The 19,957-nt window shown below is 35.1% G+C and carries 15 protein-coding genes; 11 read left to right on the forward strand and 4 right to left on the reverse strand.

Features of this window, described 5'->3' with window-relative positions; all coding sequences use genetic code 11:
- Positions 1 to 5: 5 nt before the first annotated feature.
- Positions 6 to 386: a Rid family detoxifying hydrolase gene (locus tag ABJ955_RS11140; RefSeq protein ID WP_347374698.1), complete on the reverse strand. Its 381-nt coding sequence runs from the start codon at positions 384 to 386 to the stop codon at positions 6 to 8.
- Between the two features lie 48 nt (positions 387 to 434).
- On the reverse strand, positions 435 to 3,197 hold the full coding sequence (locus ABJ955_RS11145; protein ID WP_347374699.1) for a putative LPS assembly protein LptD: 2,763 nt from the start codon (positions 3,195 to 3,197) through the stop codon (positions 435 to 437).
- Positions 3,198 to 3,276: 79 nt separating this feature from the next.
- Here ABJ955_RS11145 and ABJ955_RS11150 point away from each other — a divergent pair, with 79 nt between their 5' ends.
- Genes ABJ955_RS11150 through bshA form a run of 8 tightly spaced genes read left to right on the forward strand, consistent with a single transcriptional unit; the run spans position 3,277 to position 12,684 of the window.
- On the forward strand, positions 3,277 to 4,398 hold the full coding sequence (locus tag ABJ955_RS11150) for an N-acetylmuramoyl-L-alanine amidase (RefSeq protein ID WP_347374700.1): 1,122 nt from the start codon (positions 3,277 to 3,279) through the stop codon (positions 4,396 to 4,398).
- 54 nt (positions 4,399 to 4,452) lie between these two features.
- The gene (locus tag ABJ955_RS11155; protein ID WP_347374701.1) at positions 4,453 to 5,403 is read left to right on the forward strand and encodes an MlaD family protein; all 951 of its coding nucleotides are present in this window, start codon (positions 4,453 to 4,455) and stop codon (positions 5,401 to 5,403) included.
- Positions 5,404 to 5,406: 3 nt separating this feature from the next.
- Positions 5,407 to 6,738, forward strand: a complete 1,332-nt coding sequence (locus ABJ955_RS11160; RefSeq protein WP_347374702.1) for a (Fe-S)-binding protein — start codon at positions 5,407 to 5,409, stop codon at positions 6,736 to 6,738.
- A gap of 53 nt (positions 6,739 to 6,791) precedes the next feature.
- On the forward strand, positions 6,792 to 7,226 hold the full coding sequence (locus tag ABJ955_RS11165) for a phosphoheptose isomerase (protein WP_347374703.1): 435 nt from the start codon (positions 6,792 to 6,794) through the stop codon (positions 7,224 to 7,226).
- A gap of 58 nt (positions 7,227 to 7,284) precedes the next feature.
- The gene (locus ABJ955_RS11170; RefSeq protein WP_347374704.1) at positions 7,285 to 8,076 is read left to right on the forward strand and encodes a (Fe-S)-binding protein; all 792 of its coding nucleotides are present in this window, start codon (positions 7,285 to 7,287) and stop codon (positions 8,074 to 8,076) included.
- A gap of 3 nt (positions 8,077 to 8,079) precedes the next feature.
- On the forward strand, positions 8,080 to 8,565 hold the full coding sequence (locus ABJ955_RS11175) for an ABC transporter ATPase (protein ID WP_347374705.1): 486 nt from the start codon (positions 8,080 to 8,082) through the stop codon (positions 8,563 to 8,565).
- Positions 8,566 to 8,581: 16 nt separating this feature from the next.
- Positions 8,582 to 11,500, forward strand: a complete 2,919-nt coding sequence (locus tag ABJ955_RS11180) for a glycoside hydrolase family 3 N-terminal domain-containing protein (RefSeq protein ID WP_347374706.1) — start codon at positions 8,582 to 8,584, stop codon at positions 11,498 to 11,500.
- A 47-nt stretch (positions 11,501 to 11,547) separates the two neighbouring features.
- Positions 11,548 to 12,684, forward strand: coding sequence for an N-acetyl-alpha-D-glucosaminyl L-malate synthase BshA (gene bshA, locus ABJ955_RS11185; protein WP_347374707.1), 1,137 nt, complete (start codon positions 11,548 to 11,550; stop codon positions 12,682 to 12,684).
- Positions 12,685 to 12,700: 16 nt separating this feature from the next.
- Here the strand turns inward: bshA and ABJ955_RS11190 are convergent, their stop codons facing one another.
- Positions 12,701 to 13,198, reverse strand: coding sequence for a hypothetical protein (locus ABJ955_RS11190; protein ID WP_347374708.1), 498 nt, complete (start codon positions 13,196 to 13,198; stop codon positions 12,701 to 12,703).
- Positions 13,199 to 13,332: 134 nt separating this feature from the next.
- Here ABJ955_RS11190 and ABJ955_RS11195 point away from each other — a divergent pair, with 134 nt between their 5' ends.
- The gene (locus ABJ955_RS11195) at positions 13,333 to 16,275 is read left to right on the forward strand and encodes an FAD-linked oxidase C-terminal domain-containing protein (RefSeq protein WP_347374709.1); all 2,943 of its coding nucleotides are present in this window, start codon (positions 13,333 to 13,335) and stop codon (positions 16,273 to 16,275) included.
- Here ABJ955_RS11195 and ABJ955_RS11200 read toward each other — a convergent pair.
- Positions 16,272 to 17,108 carry a UDP-2,3-diacylglucosamine diphosphatase gene (locus ABJ955_RS11200; RefSeq protein WP_347374710.1) on the reverse strand — a complete coding sequence of 279 codons (837 nt, stop codon included), beginning with the start codon at positions 17,106 to 17,108 and terminating at the stop codon, positions 16,272 to 16,274. The genes ABJ955_RS11195 and ABJ955_RS11200 overlap by 4 nt on opposite strands.
- A 173-nt stretch (positions 17,109 to 17,281) precedes the next feature.
- Here ABJ955_RS11200 and aroC point away from each other — a divergent pair, with 173 nt between their 5' ends.
- Both aroC and ABJ955_RS11210 read left to right on the forward strand, forming a co-directional pair.
- Positions 17,282 to 18,358: a chorismate synthase gene (gene aroC, locus ABJ955_RS11205; protein ID WP_347374711.1), complete on the forward strand. Its 1,077-nt coding sequence runs from the start codon at positions 17,282 to 17,284 to the stop codon at positions 18,356 to 18,358.
- Positions 18,359 to 18,362: 4 nt separating this feature from the next.
- The gene (locus ABJ955_RS11210) at positions 18,363 to 19,808 is read left to right on the forward strand and encodes a dicarboxylate/amino acid:cation symporter (RefSeq protein ID WP_347374712.1); all 1,446 of its coding nucleotides are present in this window, start codon (positions 18,363 to 18,365) and stop codon (positions 19,806 to 19,808) included.
- Positions 19,809 to 19,957 lie beyond the last annotated feature (149 nt).

The following is a 19,957-nucleotide window of genomic DNA, read 5'->3' on the forward strand; positions in this document are numbered from 1 at the left end:
GCTTCTTAGAGTGAGGCTATAACGGAGATTTCAACATTTACAAATTTAGGTAGGTTTGCTACTTCAACGGTTTCACGAGCTGGGGCAGTGGTTTCATCAAAATAGGTGCTGTATACTTCATTAATAGCTGCAAAATTGTGCATATCACTAATAAAAATTGTGCTTTTCAATACATTTTCAAAAGTCATTCCTGCTTCAGTTAGAATTGCTTTTAAATTTTCCATTACTAATTTTGTTTCAGATTTGATGTCATCAAGAACTAATTCGCCAGTTTTTGGGTCAATTGCTATTTGTCCAGAAGTATAAAGAATAGTACCATTAAGTATCGCTTGGTTGTATGGGCCAATTGGTGCGGGAGCATTTGGAGTAGTAATTATTTTTTTCATATTCTTCAAAAATTGATTTCCTTTTTTAAATTTGTGTCATTCAGTAAGTTACAACCTCTTGTCGCTTTCTCTACGTTTATCGTATTTAATATCACTAAGTACTGACGATTTTATTCCAACGAAGAAATACCAGGCTGTATTAATGCTTCCTATTGGTGTCCAATTAAAGCTCATTTGCCAGCTTTCTAAATCTCGCTGAAATCGAAATTGTGTTAGTGTAACACCTTTATTTTTAAAATCATACCCAGAAGACACCCCTACAGTCCACCGTGGTGCAAGCTCAAGGTTGGTGCTCATCATAAACGATTGACTGGAAATTTCATTTTGGCGTTGGTTGTTCCCATACGTAATGGTGTAGGCAAAACGCACATCCCAGGGAATGGTGTAATTATACCATTCCACATCCGTTTTATCTGTGTCATTTTCATCGTTCTCTTTATAGATTCGGCCATCATAAATATCTGAAGATTCTCCAAACAAATCATCGGGTCTACCGCCATTTCGGAAGGTTTCATTAGCTACGCTAGTATCTTTTCCTGAGCTTTCAAGATCTTTGCTTGAAAAAGAGTAGTTGATGCTCACGTTTGCATTTGTTAACCTAAACAGACTTCCGCCATTGTCTATATTAAATACATCTATCTTTTTATTGGTATTATCCAGTGCATATGGATCTAAGGTTCCACTGAAGTTTAAATCAAGTTTATTTACAATAGGTATACTTCCTGTAAAGCGTAAAGGGCTCCAGTTTAACGAATCGCCTGCTAAGTTATAGGCTGTTGAAAAGTTTAAATTATTAAGTAGAATTACCTTTTTAGGTTCTTTAGCAAGCGTATCACGATCGCGTACTTTGGCTTCAAAAGTATTGCTTAGGGAAAAACCTATATTACTGGAATACACTTTTCCTGGTGCTCCGTACAGCGTGTTTTCAAAACGAGAATACGAAACAGTTTCCCCCGCAGCTTCTTCAGCTGTTAGCGGAATTTGGAACTCATCGTAATACCTATCAAAAGCTGGGTTGATGTTGTAACTTATGGAGGGACGGACAACATGGCGGAGGGCTTGTATTTTTTTCTCTTTTCCAAAGTTAAAAAGTCCGTAAAGTGTAGTTCCTAAGCTGGTTGAGAAATTATAGGTACGGTAGCTTTCAAAGCCAGAAACAGTATCCTGAACCACAGCTCCAATTCCATCTAAAGCAGTTTCATCATAGCGTTTTCGTGTACTTTTAAGCACCCATGTTTCCTTAAAATTTGTTCCGGCGGAAGCGCTTAAATATTTTAAAATTTTAAAGTTAGTAGTAATGGGTATATTGTGTTGCGCGCCAATCTGTGCGTCATTAAACATTTCCGACTTAAAGAAAAGTGAATCGGTGGTTTCAATTCTATTTTCTGCAGCTACATCATACTGAAAGTTAATATTCTGAAAAATTCCTTTTTTAATTCCGTTTTTTGGGGCGAATGGATAAATTCTTGAAACACTTACATTCATATTTGGCAAGGACATTGAAATAGCATTTGTTTGCGTATTCTGTCTGTGTGTAGCAGCAAGAGTAAGGTTTATTTGCGGATCCCCTTCAAAGGTTTTGGCATATGAAATTGATGAACTTAAGGTGTTTACCAGCGCACTGGCATTGTTGGTTTGGTTAATAGATTCATTAAAATACTGACTACTTCCTAAGTTTACCGAAGCAGAAAAGCGTGAATTTGGGTTGCTTTTTGGATCTTGCGTATGCGTCCATCGAATGTTATAAACACTACTTTCACTAAAGTTAGGAAAACCTCTCTCTTCTTCTACAAGGCTCTCAAACCGTGCGCTTATATTTCCTCTAAATTTATATTTTAAAACATAGGCAGATTCCCCACGAAGGGCATAACTCCCATTGGTGTAATAATCGCCTAAAAGTGTTAAATCTATATAATCGTTAATAGCGAAATAATAGCCACCATTTTGAAAGAAAAACCCCCGATTGTTATTTTGTCCAAAAGATGGGATAATAAACCCAGAAGTGCGTTCTTCAGTTAGCGGAAAGTATGCAAATGGCAACCCAATTGGAGTAGGCACATCGGCAATGTACATATTTGTAAGTCCTGTAACGATTTTCTTTTTAGGAACAAACTTGGCTTTTCGTGTGTAAAAATAGTATTCAGGATCGTCTATGTTTTTTGAAGTAGTAAACTTTACATTTCGAAGGTAAACTACAGAATCGTTAACTTTCTTCGTTACTTCAGCAATTACATTAAATCCATTTTGTTCAGTCCGGCTATTAAAGACCAAGGCTTTTTCTGAATCAAAATTATACCGAATGGAATCTGGCTCTACTTTATTGGCCCCTTGCACAAAAATAGGACGTTGGCTATAGGTTCCTGCACTGTCTATACCTTTAGCGTAGACTTCATTTTTATTGTAATCTAAAATTATTAAACCTGCGTCTATACGCATATCTTCATAAATTATATATGCATTATTGTACATATATACTTTGTTTTCTTTTCTATTGAGAAGCACATAATCTTCCCCGTAATAATCCACAATATTTGTTAGTGTTTCCTTGGGTGGTTTTATTGAATCAGCTTTTATAGTGTCTTGGGTTTTTTCATTAATTTCTGCAACAATAGGTTTTAGGTTTACTGAAAGCGTATCATCTTTTGTGGTTTTTAAAATAGGAGTTTCATTCTTTGGAGGAATGTCCTGTGCGTGCAAAACACTACCGCTAATAAGCAGAAATGTTAAGAAGATTGTTAAGTAATGCCTATGTGTCTGCAATGCTACGATGCTATTATTTTGTAGATTTGGCTCAATATTTGAAACGGTCAAAAATAAACATATTTTTTCGGGTACGTTTTTTTAAATCATTTTTTTAAAACATCAAATTTTATTAATCATTAACAGATATATGAAAACGAATAATTTTTCTTCTTTCGTATTAATAATTAGTCTTTTACTAGCTACACATAATTCCTTAGCTGCTGAAAAACCAACAAAACCTTTTGTTGTTGTCTTAGATGCAGGACATGGAGGCCATGATCATGGTAACAAAGGTAATGGCTATAAAGAATCTGAAATAGCTCTTAACATAGTTTTAAAGATAGGTGCGGAACTTGAGAAACTTCCAAACATAAAAGTTATATATACACGTAAAACGGATGTTTTTATAGAACTACGTGAACGTGCCGCAATAGCAAATAGGGCAGATGCCGATCTTTTTGTTTCAGTACACTGTAATGCACACCATTCTGATGCGTATGGTGCGGAAACCTTTGTACTTGGACTTCATAAAAGTCAAGCAAACTTTGAAGTTGCTAAAAAAGAAAACGAAGTAATTTATCTGGAAGAAAACTATCAGGAAAAGTATGGTGGGTTCGACCCTAATGCTCCAGAATCGTTAATCGGTATGGTGCTGATGCAAGAAGAGTATTTAGACCAAAGTATTTTATTAGCAAGTTTGGTACAAAATAATGTTATAAATAATTTAAAACGAAAAGACCGAAGTGTAAAACAAGCTGGTTTTTGGGTGCTTCATAATACATACATGCCGAGTGTTTTAATTGAAACAGGTTTTTTGACTAATAAAAGTGAGGGAGCGTATTTAAATTCTGCCAAAGGGCAAACAGAAATGGCACGTGAAATTGAAAATGCAATAGAAAGCTATATTAAAAGTATTTCTGTAAGCATTGAAAAGCTTAAAGATCCAGAGATAGCGCATATTCAGGTTGAGAAAGTAATAGAAACTACCAAAGAAAATATTTTTGATGGCGTAATATTTAAGGTGCAATTGGCCGCTAGCAGTAGGAAGTTGGACCCTAAGCCGAGTAATTTTAAAGGTTTAAAAGAAGTTACACGAGACAAAGAAGATGGACTTTTTAAATATTATTACGGTGAAACATCCGATTATAATAAAATTCAAGTAATGAAAACTTTTGTACAGCAAAAAGGCTATCCATCTGCATATATTGTTGCTTTTAAAAAGGGAAAAAAAGTTAATCTTCCTGAAGTGTTAAAATCGAAAGGCATTTAATGTGCTTTCTTTATATTTATCATTTAAATTTGTTTAAAATCTAAAATCAAACACTTGAAACTATCAAAGGAAGTAAAAACTGGGATTCTTGCTATTGGAGCCATATTATTATTAATATTTGGCTACAGTTTTTTGAAAGGCACGAATTTATTAGACAAAAATCGTGAGTTTTTTGTGAAATATGATAACGTTGAAGGATTGGCGCAAGCTGCTCCTGTAACTATTAACGGACTTAGAGTAGGGAAGGTTCAGGAAATTTCATTTGCTAATTCCAAAGGGGGATTAATTGTGAAGTTTTCAGTAGAAAAAGATTTCGATTTTTCAAAAAATAGTGTGGTAAGAATATATAGTACAGGACTTATTGGCGGAAAGTCATTAGGAATTTTTCCAGAATACGATATCAATAACATTGCTAAAAATGGCGATACCCTTCGTGGTGATGTTGAAGATGGAATGCTTACTGCCGTTACAAAAGCATTAGGCCCATTAGAAAAAAAAGTAAACAACACGTTGGCCACTGTAGATACCCTTCTACTAAATGTAAACGCGATTGTTGACGAAAAAACGCGCCAGAATTTAAAAGAAGCGATAGAGAACCTCAATAAAACCCTGAATTCCTTTTCAGGAGTTTCTGAAAACCTAAACCATATTCTTGCAACAAATACAGGAAAATTAGATAATACATTTACAAATTTAGATAAGACCGCAGGAAACCTTTCCAAGCTTACAGATTCCTTGGCACAGCTTGAAACCGGAAAATTGGTTACAAACCTTCAAAACGTTGTCGATAAAATGGACAATATAGTTTCAGGTATTGATAATGGCGATGGTTCAATTGGAAAGCTTTTAAAAGATGATAAACTATATGAAAATTTAGAAGGAGCTTCTAGACAATTAGAACAACTTCTTCAAGATGTTAAGTTAAACCCGAAACGATACGTCCATATTTCAGTTTTTGGTAAAAAAAATAAAGAATACGAAACTCCAGACAACCCAGAAAAATAAACCATGCAGTACATCCCGAATATACTTTTTACAATAGCACTTGCAGCGGGTATTGGTTATTTTACCAGCAACATCCGAAAAATAATTCGCAACATTAAGTTGGGGCAGGAAGTAGATGCTTCCGATAACACAGCCCAACGATGGAAAAATGTAGCGCTTATAGCCCTAGGACAATCAAAAATGGTTGTAAGACCCGTTCCTGGCTTATTACATATTATAGTATATCTAGGGTTTATAATAATAAACATTGAAGTAATCGAAATTATTATCGATGGAGTTTTTGGTACGCACCGCGTACTTTCTGGAATACTTCCGCTTGGAGTATATAATTTTTTAATCGCTTCCTTTGAAATATTAGCATTGCTTGTTTTACTAGGAGTAATCGTCTTCTGGACACGAAGAAATATTCAAAAATTAAAACGATTTTGGGCAAACGAAATGAAAGGTTGGCCAAAAAACGATGGAAATATTATTTTATATTTTGAAATGGTCTTAATGATTTTATTCCTTACAATGAATGCTGCTGACCAATCGTTACAAACCATGGGGGCTGCACATTATGTAGAAGCGGGATCATTTCCTATAAGTCAATATATAGTACCATTTTTTAGTAGTTTTTCAGAAGGAACATTAATACTCATTGAACGTAGCGCGTGGTGGCTTCATATATTAGGAATACTGGCTTTTCTTAATTATTTATATTTTTCAAAACACCTTCATATTATGTTGGCTTTTCCAAATGTTTATTACGGAAAAGTAGTTCCAAAAGGGCAATTCAAAAACCTTGATTCTGTTACAAATGAAGTGAAAATGATGATGGATCCAAGTATAGATCCGTTTGCTACTCCAGCCGAAGGCGCTACAGCAGCCCCAGCAAAATTTGGAGCAAGCGATGTAATGGATTTAAATAGAGTTCAATTACTAAATGCGTATACCTGTACCGAATGTGGTCGTTGTACTAGTGAATGCCCCGCAAACCTAACCGGCAAGAAGCTATCGCCTAGAAAAATAATGATGGATACCCGCGACCGTTTGGAAGAAATTGGGAATAACATCACTAAAAATGGGGAATTTAAACCTGATGGAAAACAACTATTAGACGATTATATTACGCGGGAAGAACTTTGGGCATGTACAAGCTGTAATGCCTGTGTGGAAGCTTGCCCCGTAAGTATTGACCCTTTGAGTATTATTATGGATATGCGCCAGTATTTGGTGATGGAACAGTCTGCGGCACCAACCGAATTGAATGTTTCAATGACAAATATTGAAAACAATGGCGCGCCATGGCCCTACAACCAAATGGATCGTTTAAATTGGAAAGATGAGAATTAAAGAGTAATTCTTTGCATTGAAATTTTGTTTAATAATAGCAGTAATAAAGGACCATGAAAAAAGAACAAGTTGATAGAATGCTGCACAATAAAGTAGAAAAAGGCGAACATGTTAGCCCAATTCTTCCCGAAGGAATAAAAAACTACTTAATTGATATTGATGGTACCATTACAGATGATGTTCCCAACGAGGAACCAGAAAGAATGGTGAGCTGTGAACCGTTTCCTGATGCTCTTAAAACATTGAATAAATGGTATGATGAAGGTCATATTATTTGTTTTTTTACATCACGAACAGAAGCACATCGTGAAGTAACTGAAGCCTGGCTTACTAAGCATGGGTTTAAGTATCACAGTATGTTAATGGGAAAACCGCGTGGAGGAAATTATCATTGGATTGATAACCATTTGGTTAAAGCAACCCGTTATAAAGGTAAATTTACCGATTTAATAGAAAAACAAGTAAAAATAAAAGTATTTGAAGATTAAGAATAGAATTTCAAAGCGCTGAAATTAACACCTTCAATTAAAATTTGAACTATAAAATATGAGTGAAGCAATAAAAGTCCCAACAATGGCCGAATATATGGCACAAGGCAAAAAGCCTGAAGTGCTTTTTTGGGTAGGTTGCGCAGGGAGTTTTGACGACCGTGCAAAAAAAATAACCAAAGCCTTTGTAAAATTACTCAACAAGGCAAATATAGATTTCGCTGTTTTAGGAACTGAAGAAAGTTGTACTGGAGATCCCGCAAAAAGAGCAGGAAATGAGTTTTTGTTTCAAATGCAAGCAATGACGAATATCGAAGTACTAAATGGGTACGAAATAAAAAAAATTGTTACCGCCTGCCCACATTGCTTTAATACTATAAAAAATGAATATCCTGGCCTTGGTGGTACTTATGAAGTTGTACACCATACACAATTCCTAAAATCTTTAGTAGAAGAAGGAAGGCTAAAAATAGAAGGAGGAAAATTCAAAGGAAAAAGAATCACTTTTCACGATCCATGTTATTTAGGACGGGCAAATGGTGAATACGAAGCACCGCGTGAACTACTTAGAAAACTGGAGGTAGAGCTCATAGAAATGAAACGTTGTAAAACCCGTGGCCTTTGTTGTGGCGCTGGGGGAGCACAAATGTTTAAAGAACCAGAAACGGGAGATAAAGATATAAATGTGGAAAGAACGGAAGAGGCTTTGGAAATTGCTCCAAAAATTATTGCTGCCGGATGTCCTTTTTGCAATACAATGCTAACCGATGGCGTTAAAGCTAAACATGCCGAAGACAATGTTCAAGTTTTGGATGTTGCAGAAATGATTGCAAATGCAGAAGATTTATAAATAATGCTGACAGATTTTAAAAATTTACCCGATGATTCTAGAGTATGGATCTATCAAGCCAATAGAAAACTTAGTGACGATGAAGTTGCTAAAATTAACGAATTAACAAACGAGTTTTTAACAAAATGGACTGCCCACGGTGCTGAACTTGAAGCAGGGGTGGAGTTAAAATACAACCGTTTTATTGTTATTGGCCTCAATCAAGCAAATGCTTCGGCTTCAGGCTGTAGTATTGATGCTTCAGTACATTTTATACAATCGCTTCAAGACAAATTTGACGTAGATTTATTGGATAAAATGAACGTTACATTCTACTCAGGAGACTATATTGCCTATAAACCCTTGGCTGATTTTAGAAAAATGGCAAAAGATAAATCGGTTTCAAAAAATACAATCGTCTTTAATAATTTAGTAAACACAAAAGCAGAATATCTTGAAAACTGGGAAGTACCCGCCACAGAAAGCTGGCATAATCGATTTTTATCCTAATCCCATTTCTGCTGTTATGAAGAATCTTTTGCTTATTTGCATTTTCGCATCTATATATTTTCCAAGCTTAGCGCAGGAAAACAATCCATTAATTGTTAAAAGTGATTTTCAAAATCAAAAAAAATGGGTAGATAGTATCTACGACAGTATGACTTTAGAAGAAAAAATGGGCCAGCTCTTTATGGCTGATATTTTTTCGAGTGATCCAAAATCTAAAACAGATAAAATAAAGGATCTTATTACAAATTATCATTTAGGAGGAGTTATTTTTTCTAAAGGAGGGCCACTGCGCCAAGCCAAGCTGAATAATGAATTTCAATCGTTAGCAAAAATACCCATGCTAATTGGTATGGACGCAGAATGGGGGCTATCTATGCGTCTAGACTCTACCTATGCTTTTCCTTGGAATATGACTTTGGGCGCTATAACCGACACAAAAATTGTTGAAAAAGTAGGCCGACGAATTGGCGAACAATCGAAGCGTTTGGGAGTTCATATTAATTTTGCACCAGTTGTTGATATAAATACAAACCCAAAAAATCCAATTATAGGAAACCGTTCTTTTGGGGAAGATAAAGACAATGTAACCGAGAAAGCACTGGCATTTATGAAAGGTATGCAAAGTGCTGGAGTTATGGGGAGTGCAAAACATTTTCCAGGTCATGGCGACACCGATATGGATAGTCATAAAGCCTTGCCAACCATAGATTTTTCGAAGAGGAGATTGGATACTTTAGAGCTATATCCTTATAAAAAATTGATTAGTGAAGGCCTAAACAGTGTAATGGTTGCTCATTTAAATGTGCCAGCATTAGAGCCACAAATGAATTTTCCATCATCACTTTCCACAAAAGTTGTTACCGATCTTCTTAAAAAGGAAATGGGCTTTAACGGGCTTATATTTACCGATGCCCTTAATATGAAAGGCGCTTCAGATTATAAAAAACCTGGTGAAATTGAATTGGCAGCTTTCTTAGCTGGAAACGATGTTTTGTTGATTTCTGAGGATGTTCCAAAAGCGATTGAATTTTTATTGGCTTCCTATAAGGAGGAAGTAATAACCGAAAAAAGATTGGCGTATTCGGTTAAAAAAATTCTGTACGCAAAATATAAAGTTGGTTTGCACAAGTATAAACCTGTAAAAACAGCGTATTTGGTTGAAGATTTAAATTCGGTTACGGACGATGCACTTTATGAAGAAGCCATGGACAATGCGCTTACCGTTATTAAAAATGACCTGGCCATACTTCCTATAAAAGATCTTCAGAAGAAGAAAATTGCATATGTAAATTTTGGGGATGATTCTGGAAAAGACTTTTTAGATGAATTGAAAAAATACGGCGATGTAACTTGGGTTAAAGCCAATAGTTTGGATGATTATGTTCAGAAACTAAAAGAATACAATTATGTAATTATCGGTTTTCATAAGTCTAATGACAATCCTTGGAAAAAATTTGAATTCACTGAAAACGAACTTGTTTGGATTTACGAAATTGCGCGAACCAATACAGTAATTCTCGATGTTTTTGCAAGACCCTACGCAATGTTAGACCTTAAAACCACTGCAAATTTTGAAGGTATACTAATGTCTTATCAAAACAGTGCAATTACACAAAAACTTTCTGCCCAGCTTATATTTGGTGCTCGTGAAGCAAAAGGCAAGTTACCCGTTTCCTTAGGGGAGGATTTTCCTTTAAATACAAGTTTAAAAACAAAATCGTTACGAAGACTTCAATATGGAACACCAGAAAGTGTTGGTGTTAATAGCTATAAGCTTAAAAAAATTGACTCGCTTGCCAACCTTGGTTTAAAAGAAGGAATGTATCCTGGGGCGCAAATTTTAGTAGCTAGAAAAGGAAAAATTATCTATCAAAAAGATTTTGGATATCACGAATACAACAAGAACCTTGAAGTTAAAGACACCAATGTATACGACCTTGCATCTTTAACCAAAATTTTGGCAACCTTGCCTATTGTAATGCAATTGGTAGATAAAAAGGAATTGAGCCTAGACACCAAACTTTCTGAAATGCTACCAGAGTATAAAAACTCAAACAAAGCAAACGTAACTTTAAAACAAATGTTATCGCATTATGCTGGCTTTAAGGCGTGGATACCTTTTTATAGGCATACTTTAAATGAAGAGAAAACAGCTGTTTCCCCAAAATACTATTCCAGAAACCCTAGCAAGAGTTATACTGTTGAAGTTGCCGAAAACCTATATATGCGTAGGGATTATATAGATACCATCTATAAAAACATCCGTGAGAGTGATTTAAATTCAAGACTAGAGTATAAATACAGTGACTTGCCTTATTATATTTTAAAGAAATATTTGGAAGAAAAATTTGGGAAACCCTTGGAAATAATTCTACAAGAAAACGTCTATGAGTCGTTGGGAGCAAATTATACGATGTACCATCCATTGGATGTTTTTTCAAAAGATAATATTCCACCTACCGAACAAGACGCTATTTTTAGAAATCAGAAAGTGCAAGGCTATGTAAACGACCAAGGTGCTGCTATGCTTGGAGGCGTTAGTGGTCATGCAGGCTTATTTAGTAATGCAAATGATGTTGCCAAAATAATGCAAATGTACCTTTGGAAAGGATTTTACGGTGGAAAAAGATATTTCAATCCAGAAGTTCTAGATCTTTTTAATACCTGTTATTATTGCAATAAAAATGTAAGAAGAGGTGTTGGTTTCGACAAACCACAACTCGGATCGTCTGGCCCTACTTGTGGTTGTGTTTCTATGACAAGTTTTGGGCATAGCGGCTTTACCGGAACATTTGCTTGGGCTGATCCAGAGCAGGAAATTGTGTATGTATTTCTTTCGAATAGAACTTTTCCAGATCCAGAAAATAGAAAGTTGATTAAAAGTGATTTACGAAGTAAAATACAAGAAGCCATATACGAGGCAATTGATTATTAAATTTTTAAAGTAATAGTTTGTAAAGCTTTGAACTTGAAAAAAATACAATGAAGATAGCTATAGTATGTTACCCAACCTTCGGAGGAAGTGGAGTAGTAGCCACAGAATTGGGCTTGGCACTTGCCGAAAAAGGTCATGAAATACATTTTATTACTTACAAACAACCAGTTCGTTTAGAGCTGCTTTCTAAAAACATCCATTTTCACGAAGTTTCTGTACCTGTTTACCCACTATTTCATTATCAACCCTATGAACTTGCGCTTTCCAGTAAGTTGGTAGATATGGTGAAACTACATAAAATAGAAGTACTTCATGTGCATTATGCAATTCCACATGCGTATGCAGGTTATATGGCTAAAAAAATATTAGCAGAAGAGAACATTCATATCCCAATGGTTACAACACTTCACGGTACAGATATTACCTTGGTTGGTAATCATCCATTTTATAAGCCTGCAGTAACCTTTAGCATTAATAATAGCGATGTAGTTACCTCGGTTTCAAAAAGTTTAAAAGATGATACCTTGCATCTTTTCGATATAAAAAAGGAGATTCATGTAGTTCCAAACTTTATTGATATCCCTGATAAAAAACCTTTTACAGATTGCCAGCGTGATATGATGGCGAGCAAAGAAGAGCGTATTATTACACACGTTAGTAATCTTAGAGAAGTAAAACGAGTAAAAGATGTAGTTGAAGTTTTTGATCGCATTCAAAAGAAAATTCCAGCTAAACTAATTATCGTGGGGGAAGGTCCTGAACGTGAAGCTTGCGAACGTTTGTGTAGCAAAAAAGGAATTGAAGAAAAGGTACTCTTTCTTGGAAATAGTAATGAAATTGATAAAATTTTATGCTTTACCGATTTATTTATTCTTCCTTCAGAAAAAGAAAGTTTTGGTCTCGCGGCTTTAGAAGCTATGGCTTGTGGGGTTCCAGTAATTTCAAGTAATGCTGGTGGATTACCCGAAGTAAATATTAATGGCGTAAGCGGATTTTTAAGTGATGTAGGGAATGTTGATGAAATGGCTGAAAATGCCTTGATTATATTAGCTTCTGATGAAAGTTTGAATAAATTTAAAAATCAAGCAATCGAAGCAGCAATGGTGTACGATACCAAAAAAATTGTGCCTTTATATGAAAAGCTTTATAAAGCAGCTATTCAACAAAAAGGCACAACTAATTAAAAATAATTGCTACTGTTTAAAATTGATAACGAGCACTCAATCCAATATCAAAACCTGCATCATCAAGATACCCTAAATTAAATTGAGGTCTAAAATCAAAAGAGATTAATAAGGGGAAATCAAAATTATACTCTATACCAATATCACCTGTAATAAAGGCATATGCATCTGTTGTTTTATCTTTATCAAAAGGGTCTTTGTCATTATAATCATCATAACTAACTAAACCAACCCCTGCTCCAGGCCCTGCATACCAGTTAAAACCACCGTCAATATTCCAAACCCATTGGTAAATACCTGTTAATTTAATAGCGTCATAATGCCGGTCACTATTCCAACCAAGGCCTAATTCTAAACGATTGTTATCGCCTAAACCACGTTGGTAATTTACTTCAGTTCCGAAGCCATCATTGTCTCCAAACCTAAGTCCAATAGCGTTTTCTGATATTTCTTGTGAGGTAGCTTGCCATCCAAAAGCCACAACGGCAAGAACGACTAAAATTGATTTTTTCATAATTTTTACTTTAAGTTGTTAATGATGTAAATATAGTCTTAAAACTAATTAACGATAGTTAATGCGATGCCAATCTAAGTGCTTGTTTTTACAAAATTTTGTTAAGAAAGTTTATTATTTTTACACTCATAGCTATGAAAAAGCAATTAAACGATTTTAAAAAAATATTTAATGGGGAATTTTTTACAGATTCACTCCATACCGCTATATATGCGACTGATGCATCAGTTTATAGAAAAATACCACTCGCTGTAGCTTTTCCAAAAAATAAACGTGGCATTCAGCAGCTTATCTCCTTTGCTGAAATAAATGAAACATCACTTATCCCAAGAACTGCGGGAACTTCTTTAGCTGGCCAATGTGTTGGTGATGGAATTATAGTAGATGTATCAAAGCATTTCACCAAGATTTTGTCTGTTGATGCCGTAAAAAAAACGGTTACTGTTCAGCCGGGTGTTATTCGGGATGAATTAAATGCGTATTTAAAACAATTCGGGCTTTTTTTTGGTCCCAATACTTCAACCAGCAACCGCTGTATGATTGGGGGGATGGTAGGAAACAACAGTAGTGGCACAACTTCAATACAATATGGCGTAACCCGCGACAAAGTTTTAAGTTTAAAAACACTTCTTTCAAATGGAGAAGAAGTTGTGTTTAAGCCGCTTTCTAAGGAAGAATTTTTAAAAAAAACAGAGTTGGATTCATTAGAAGGTAAAATTTATAAAACACTTTTTTCTGAATTGAACTCAGAAGAAATTCAAGAAGAAATAAAAGCGCATTTTCCAAAACCAGAAATACATAGACGGAATACCGGTTATGCCGTGGATGCGTTATTAAATTCGTCTGCTTTCGATAATTCTAAAAAAGATTTAAACCTTTGTAATTTACTGTGTGGAAGTGAAGGAACACTTGCCTTTACTACAGAAATAACACTACAACTAGATCTATTGCCCCCAAAATTTACTGCAATGGTGGCAACACATTATACAACATTAGAAACTTGTTTAAAGGACGTAGTGGTTGCAATGCAGCATAAATTGCATACCTGCGAAATGATGGATAATGTGATTTTAGATTGCACCAAAAAAAATAAAACCTATGTGCCGTATCGTTTTTTTGTAGAAGGAGACCCAAAAGCAATTTTATTATTAGAACTAAAAAGTAATACTACGGAAGATTTAAACCAGCAGCTAACAGCTTTACTAGAATCGTTAAAAATTTCGAACTATAGCTACCATCATGCTGTTTTAAGAGGAGAAGAAATTGAAATGGCACTCGAACTACGAAAAGCTGGCTTAGGGTTGTTAGGAAATATGGTTGGCGATAGAAAAGCTGTAGCTTGTATTGAAGATACCGCGGTTGCACTTGAAGATTTACCAAATTATATAGAAGAGTTTTCTGAATTGATGAGAAAATACGATCAGCAAGCAGTTTATTATGCGCATGCTGGTGCAGGAGAACTTCACTTACGGCCTATTCTCAATCTGAAGGATCATAAAGATGTTGCCTATTTTAGGAAAATTACTACTGATGTTGCGCTACTTTGCAAAAAATATAAAGGTTCCTTTTCTGGTGAACACGGGGATGGTATAGTTCGGGCGGAATTTATTCCTGTGATGATAGGACAGAAAAATTATAAGCTTTTAAAGCAAATAAAAACTGCATTTGACCCTCAAAATATATTTAACCCCGGGAAGATTGTGAACGCCTATAAAATGGACGAATCGCTCCGGTATAAAGTTGATAGGGAAGAACCCTATATTTCAACTTTAATGGATTTTAGTGATTCTGAAGGAATTCTTCGTCTTGCCGAAAAATGTAATGGTAGCGGAGATTGCCGTAAATCTGCGGCAGCAACTGGCGTAATGTGCCCTAGTTATCAAGCCACCAAAGATGAAAAAGACAGCACGCGTGCCCGTGCAAATGCGTTGCGAGAGGTTTTAACAAATAACAATTCGGTAAATAAGTTTAATTCAAAAGCGCTAAAAGAAGTCTTTGACCTTTGTATAAGTTGCAAAGCCTGCGCGAGTGAATGTCCAAGTAATGTAGATATTAGCATCGCAAAAGCTGAATTTTTATATCAATATAATCAGGTAAATGGGGTTTCTTTATCTAATAAAATTTTTGGTAAAAGCACGAAGTTGAATAGAATTGCTTCACGATTTCCAAAAACGTCGAATTGGTTTTTTTCAAACTCTTTTACATCGAAAATTATTAAAAACAATAGTGGTGTACATAAAAATAGAACACTCCCTTCTATTTCACTAAAGAGTTTCAGTAAGATACTTCAATCAATTGAAAATGAATTGTTTAAAAAAAACAATAACAACAAAGAAACAACTAGCTCTGTATTGCTTTTTATTGATGAGTTTAGTAATTATTTAGATGCTGAGATTGCATTAGACTCTTTTATTCTCTTAACAAGTTTAGGCTATAAAGTGGAAATAATAGCTGGTTTGGATAGTGGTCGCGCACTTATTTCAAAAGGATTTTTGGTAGAAGCTAAAAATGAAGCGACCAAAAATATTGCTTTTCTAAGGGATAAAGTAACACAATCCGTTCCATTGCTTGGTATTGAACCTTCAGCAATACTTAGTTTTCGCGACGAATACCTTCGATTAGCAGATGATGTTGTTTCAGCTAAAAGTATTTCAGAAAACACTTTTCTGATAGAAGAATTTTTAGCTTTAGAAATTGAAAAAGGATGTATTTCAGAAGCACAATTTACTTCTGAAGAAAAAAGCATTAAAATCCATTCTCACTGCCATCAAAAATCACTTAGTAACCAAAAAGTTACTTTCGATATTTTAAATCTTCCCAAAAACTATAAACCAACTATCATTACTTCGGGTTGTTGTGGAATGGCAGGAAGTTTTGGTTATGAAAAAGAACACTATGAAATTAGTATGAAAATAGGAGAGTTGAAACTGTTTCCAGCTGTTAGAAACTCATCAGATAAAACTATTATTTCTGCAAATGGAACAAGTTGCAGGCATCAAATTTATGATGGTACCGGTAAAAAAGCCTTGCACCCTGTTACAATTTTAAAAAATGCACTAAAAAATAATTTAAATTAAAGAGTTGCTTTAAAAGCTTTCATAGCTACCATCATAGTTGCAAAATCAGACTCTTCAGTATCTGTTTCTGGTTCTTCGGGCACTAAAAGATGCTTGCGGTCCTGATAATTGTATAGCGTCCATCTTTCATTTGAATATTCCAGCGCAGTGAGATTTTCAATCCAGTCGCCACTATTTAGATAGGTACAACTGCCTTTTGGTGTTTTAACATCCTTTATACAAGGTTGATGTATATGCCCGCAAACTACAAAATCAAAATCATTAGCAATTGCAAGGTCGGTGGCAGTTTCCTCAAAATTAGTAATAAATTTTATTGCCCCTTTAACGCCATTTTTTATTTTTTTTGAAAGCGAGTACTTTTCTTTTCCAGCTTTAACAAGGAAATAATTAATAAATCTATTTAGAAGAATAAGCATATCATAGCCCCAACCCCCCAATTTTGCTATCCATTTGGCATGCTGTACGGAAGCATCAAAAACATCTCCATGAAAAAACCAGGCTTTTTTACCATCAAGATTTAGCAATAACTTATCAATAATTTGAATGTTCCCCATTTTAGTATTACTAAAACGGCGTAATTGCTCATCGTGATTGCCAGTTATATAATATACTTTTGTTCCTTTTGTAGCAAGTGAAAGTATTTTCTTGATTATAAGTAAATGTGCCTTAGGGAAATAACGCTTTCTAAATTGCCAAATATCAATAATATCTCCGTTTAGAATTATTTTCTTTGGCTTTATAGAGTTTAAATAATTGAGAAGCTCTTTGGCATGGCAACCATAAGTTCCTAAATGCACGTCTGAAATAACAACAAGCTCAACTTTTCTTTTCAAGAAATATATTTTATGCAACAAATTTCTAAAAATAAGTAACTAAGTATTTTACGTAAATGTTACGTTTGCTTTTTTTTACGGTTATTTAGCCCCTGGAATGTTTCCAGAGTATTATGAATACACTTTATTTTCATTATTCATTCGTATCGTTTACATTTGTTGAAAACCACTATATGGCAGGCAATTCATTCGGAAAAATCTTTAAAACCACCACCTTTGGGGAATCACATGGTTTAGCCATTGGTGGGATTATAGATGGTTGTCCAGCAGGAATTGCGTTGGATTTTGATGCAATAAATGCTGAAATGCAACGAAGAAAACCGGGACAATCAGCTATCGTAACCCAACGTAAAGAAGAAGATGAAGTAAAATTTTTTTCCGGGATATTTGAAGGAAAAACTACTGGAACTTCAATTGGATTTTTAATTGAAAATACAAATCAAAAAAGTCAAGATTACGGACATATAAAGGATATTTATCGTCCTTCGCATGCAGATTTTACATACGACACAAAATATGGAATCCGTGATTATCGTGGTGGAGGTCGCTCTTCAGCCCGCGAAACAGCTTGTAGAGTAGTAGCTGGAGCAATTGCAAAACAAGTACTCGCTACTATAAAAATAACCGCCTACGTTTCTTCAGTAGGGACCTTAACATTGCAAAAACCATATTCAGAAGTAAATTTCTTAGAAATAGAAAAAAACCCAGTGCGATGTCCTGATCCCGAAATGGCCTCCCAAATGGAAGCTTATATAAAATCTATTAGAAAAGAAGGCGATACCGTTGGTGGAACTGTTTCATGTGTAATTCAAAATATGCCAATTGGTTTGGGAGAACCTGTTTTTGATAAACTTCACGCAGAACTGGGGAAAGCCATGCTTTCCATAAATGCTGTAAAAGGCTTTGAGTATGGAAGTGGTTTTGCAGGAACTACAATGAAAGGAAGTGAGCATAACGATGCTTTTAATGAAGATGGAAGTACAAAAACTAATTTTAGTGGTGGTATTCAAGGTGGCATAAGTAATGGCCAAGATATCTATTTTAAAGTTGCCTTTAAACCAGTAGCCACAATTATGCAAAAACAAGATACAATTGATAGCAAAGGAAATAAAGCGGTAGCTGAAGGTAAAGGACGTCACGATCCTTGCGTAGTGCCCCGTGCTGTTCCTATAGTTGAAGCTATGGCCGCATTGGTTTTAGCCGATTTTTATATGCTTAATAAGATTTCAAAAATTTCAACAATTCAATAATAAAATGAAGAAACTCGCATTACACTGGAAAATTATCATCGGACTAGTTTTAGGTATAATTTGGGCCTTACTCTCTAGCCAATTAGGATGGAGCGAGTTTACCATCAATTGGATAGCACCCTTTGGGAAAATTTTCATCAATCTTTTAAAATTGATTGCTGTGCCATTGGTTTTAGTTTCAATAATAAGTGGTGTAGCAAATATTGGTGATCCATCCAGCTTAGGAAGAATGGGAGGAAAGACCTTATTGGCCTATTTGTTTACCACGCTTTTTGCTGTAGCAATGGGGTTGATTCTCGTAAATATTATTCAGCCAGGAAAACTTATTGACGAACAAAGTAGAATAGATAACCGTATTAGCTATGAGGTTTGGGCTGCATCTGAAGGCCACGAAATTAAAGATGGAATAAATTACCTTCAAAATCCTGAATTTTTTGAACGTGCACAGAAAATTACCGATTTAACTAAAGGAGAATTAACGAATGCCGCTGTTTCAGATAAAGTACAAACAGCGCAGCAAACTAAAGAGGCTACACCACTCCAACCATTAGTGGATATTGTACCAGAAAATTTCTTCTTTTCCTTAACTGATAATGGCCTAATGCTTCAAATAATTTTCTTTGGAATATTTTTCGGAGTCTGCCTGTTACTGATTCCCAATGAAAAATCACATCCTGTTACATCCTTTATGGATAGTATGATGGAAGTATTTCTAAAAATGGTCGATTTGGTTATGCAAGCGGCACCCTTCTTTGTATTTGCTTTACTGGCAGGAGTTGTCAGTAAAATGGCGGGTGATGATATTGGTAAAGTATATGAAATTTTTAAAGGCCTAAGTTGGTATTCACTTACAGTGTTTTTAGGACTTATGTTGATGATTTTTGTTATCTATCCACTTTTTATGAAGATTTTTGTAAAGAAAATTCCATATAAAGGATTTTTTAAAGCTATGGCTCCTGCGCAAACGCTAGCTTTTTCTACTTCTAGCAGTGCCGCAACACTACCTGTAACCATGGAGTGTGTGGAAGAAAACTTAGGGGTGGACAAAAAAATTACCAGCTTCGTTTTACCTATTGGCGCTACGGTAAATATGGATGGAACCTGCTTGTATCAAGCTGTTGCGGTGGTATTTCTAGCACAGTTACACATGATAGACTTAACAATAGGGCAGCAACTAACCATTGTTTTAACTGCCACTTTAGCTTCAATTGGTTCTGCGGCAGTGCCCAGTGCGGGTTTGGTTATGCTAATCATTGTTTTAGAATCAGTGGGATTAAATCCTGCTTGGATTGCAATTATTTTCCCAGTAGATAGAATTTTAGATATGTTTAGAACTGTTGTTAATGTTACAGGAGACGCTACTGTATGTACAATTATTGCCGATGGTGAAGACTTGCTAAAATATAACCCGCAAGAAAACCCCTCCGAAACTTTCGATTTAGATTCGTAGGTGAAATTATAAAATAGCTTCGATTTATTAACGAAAGGTTTTTATAAAAAAAACATATAATTGTCTCTATAAGTAATTTATAATCATTAAATTAGACTATTCTCCCTGATTGGTTTTCCCAATCTATAATTAATGAGTTTTCCTGTTTA

This window comes from Aequorivita sp. Q41 (assembly GCF_039831855.1).
Lineage (GTDB): Bacteria > Bacteroidota > Bacteroidia > Flavobacteriales > Flavobacteriaceae > Aequorivita.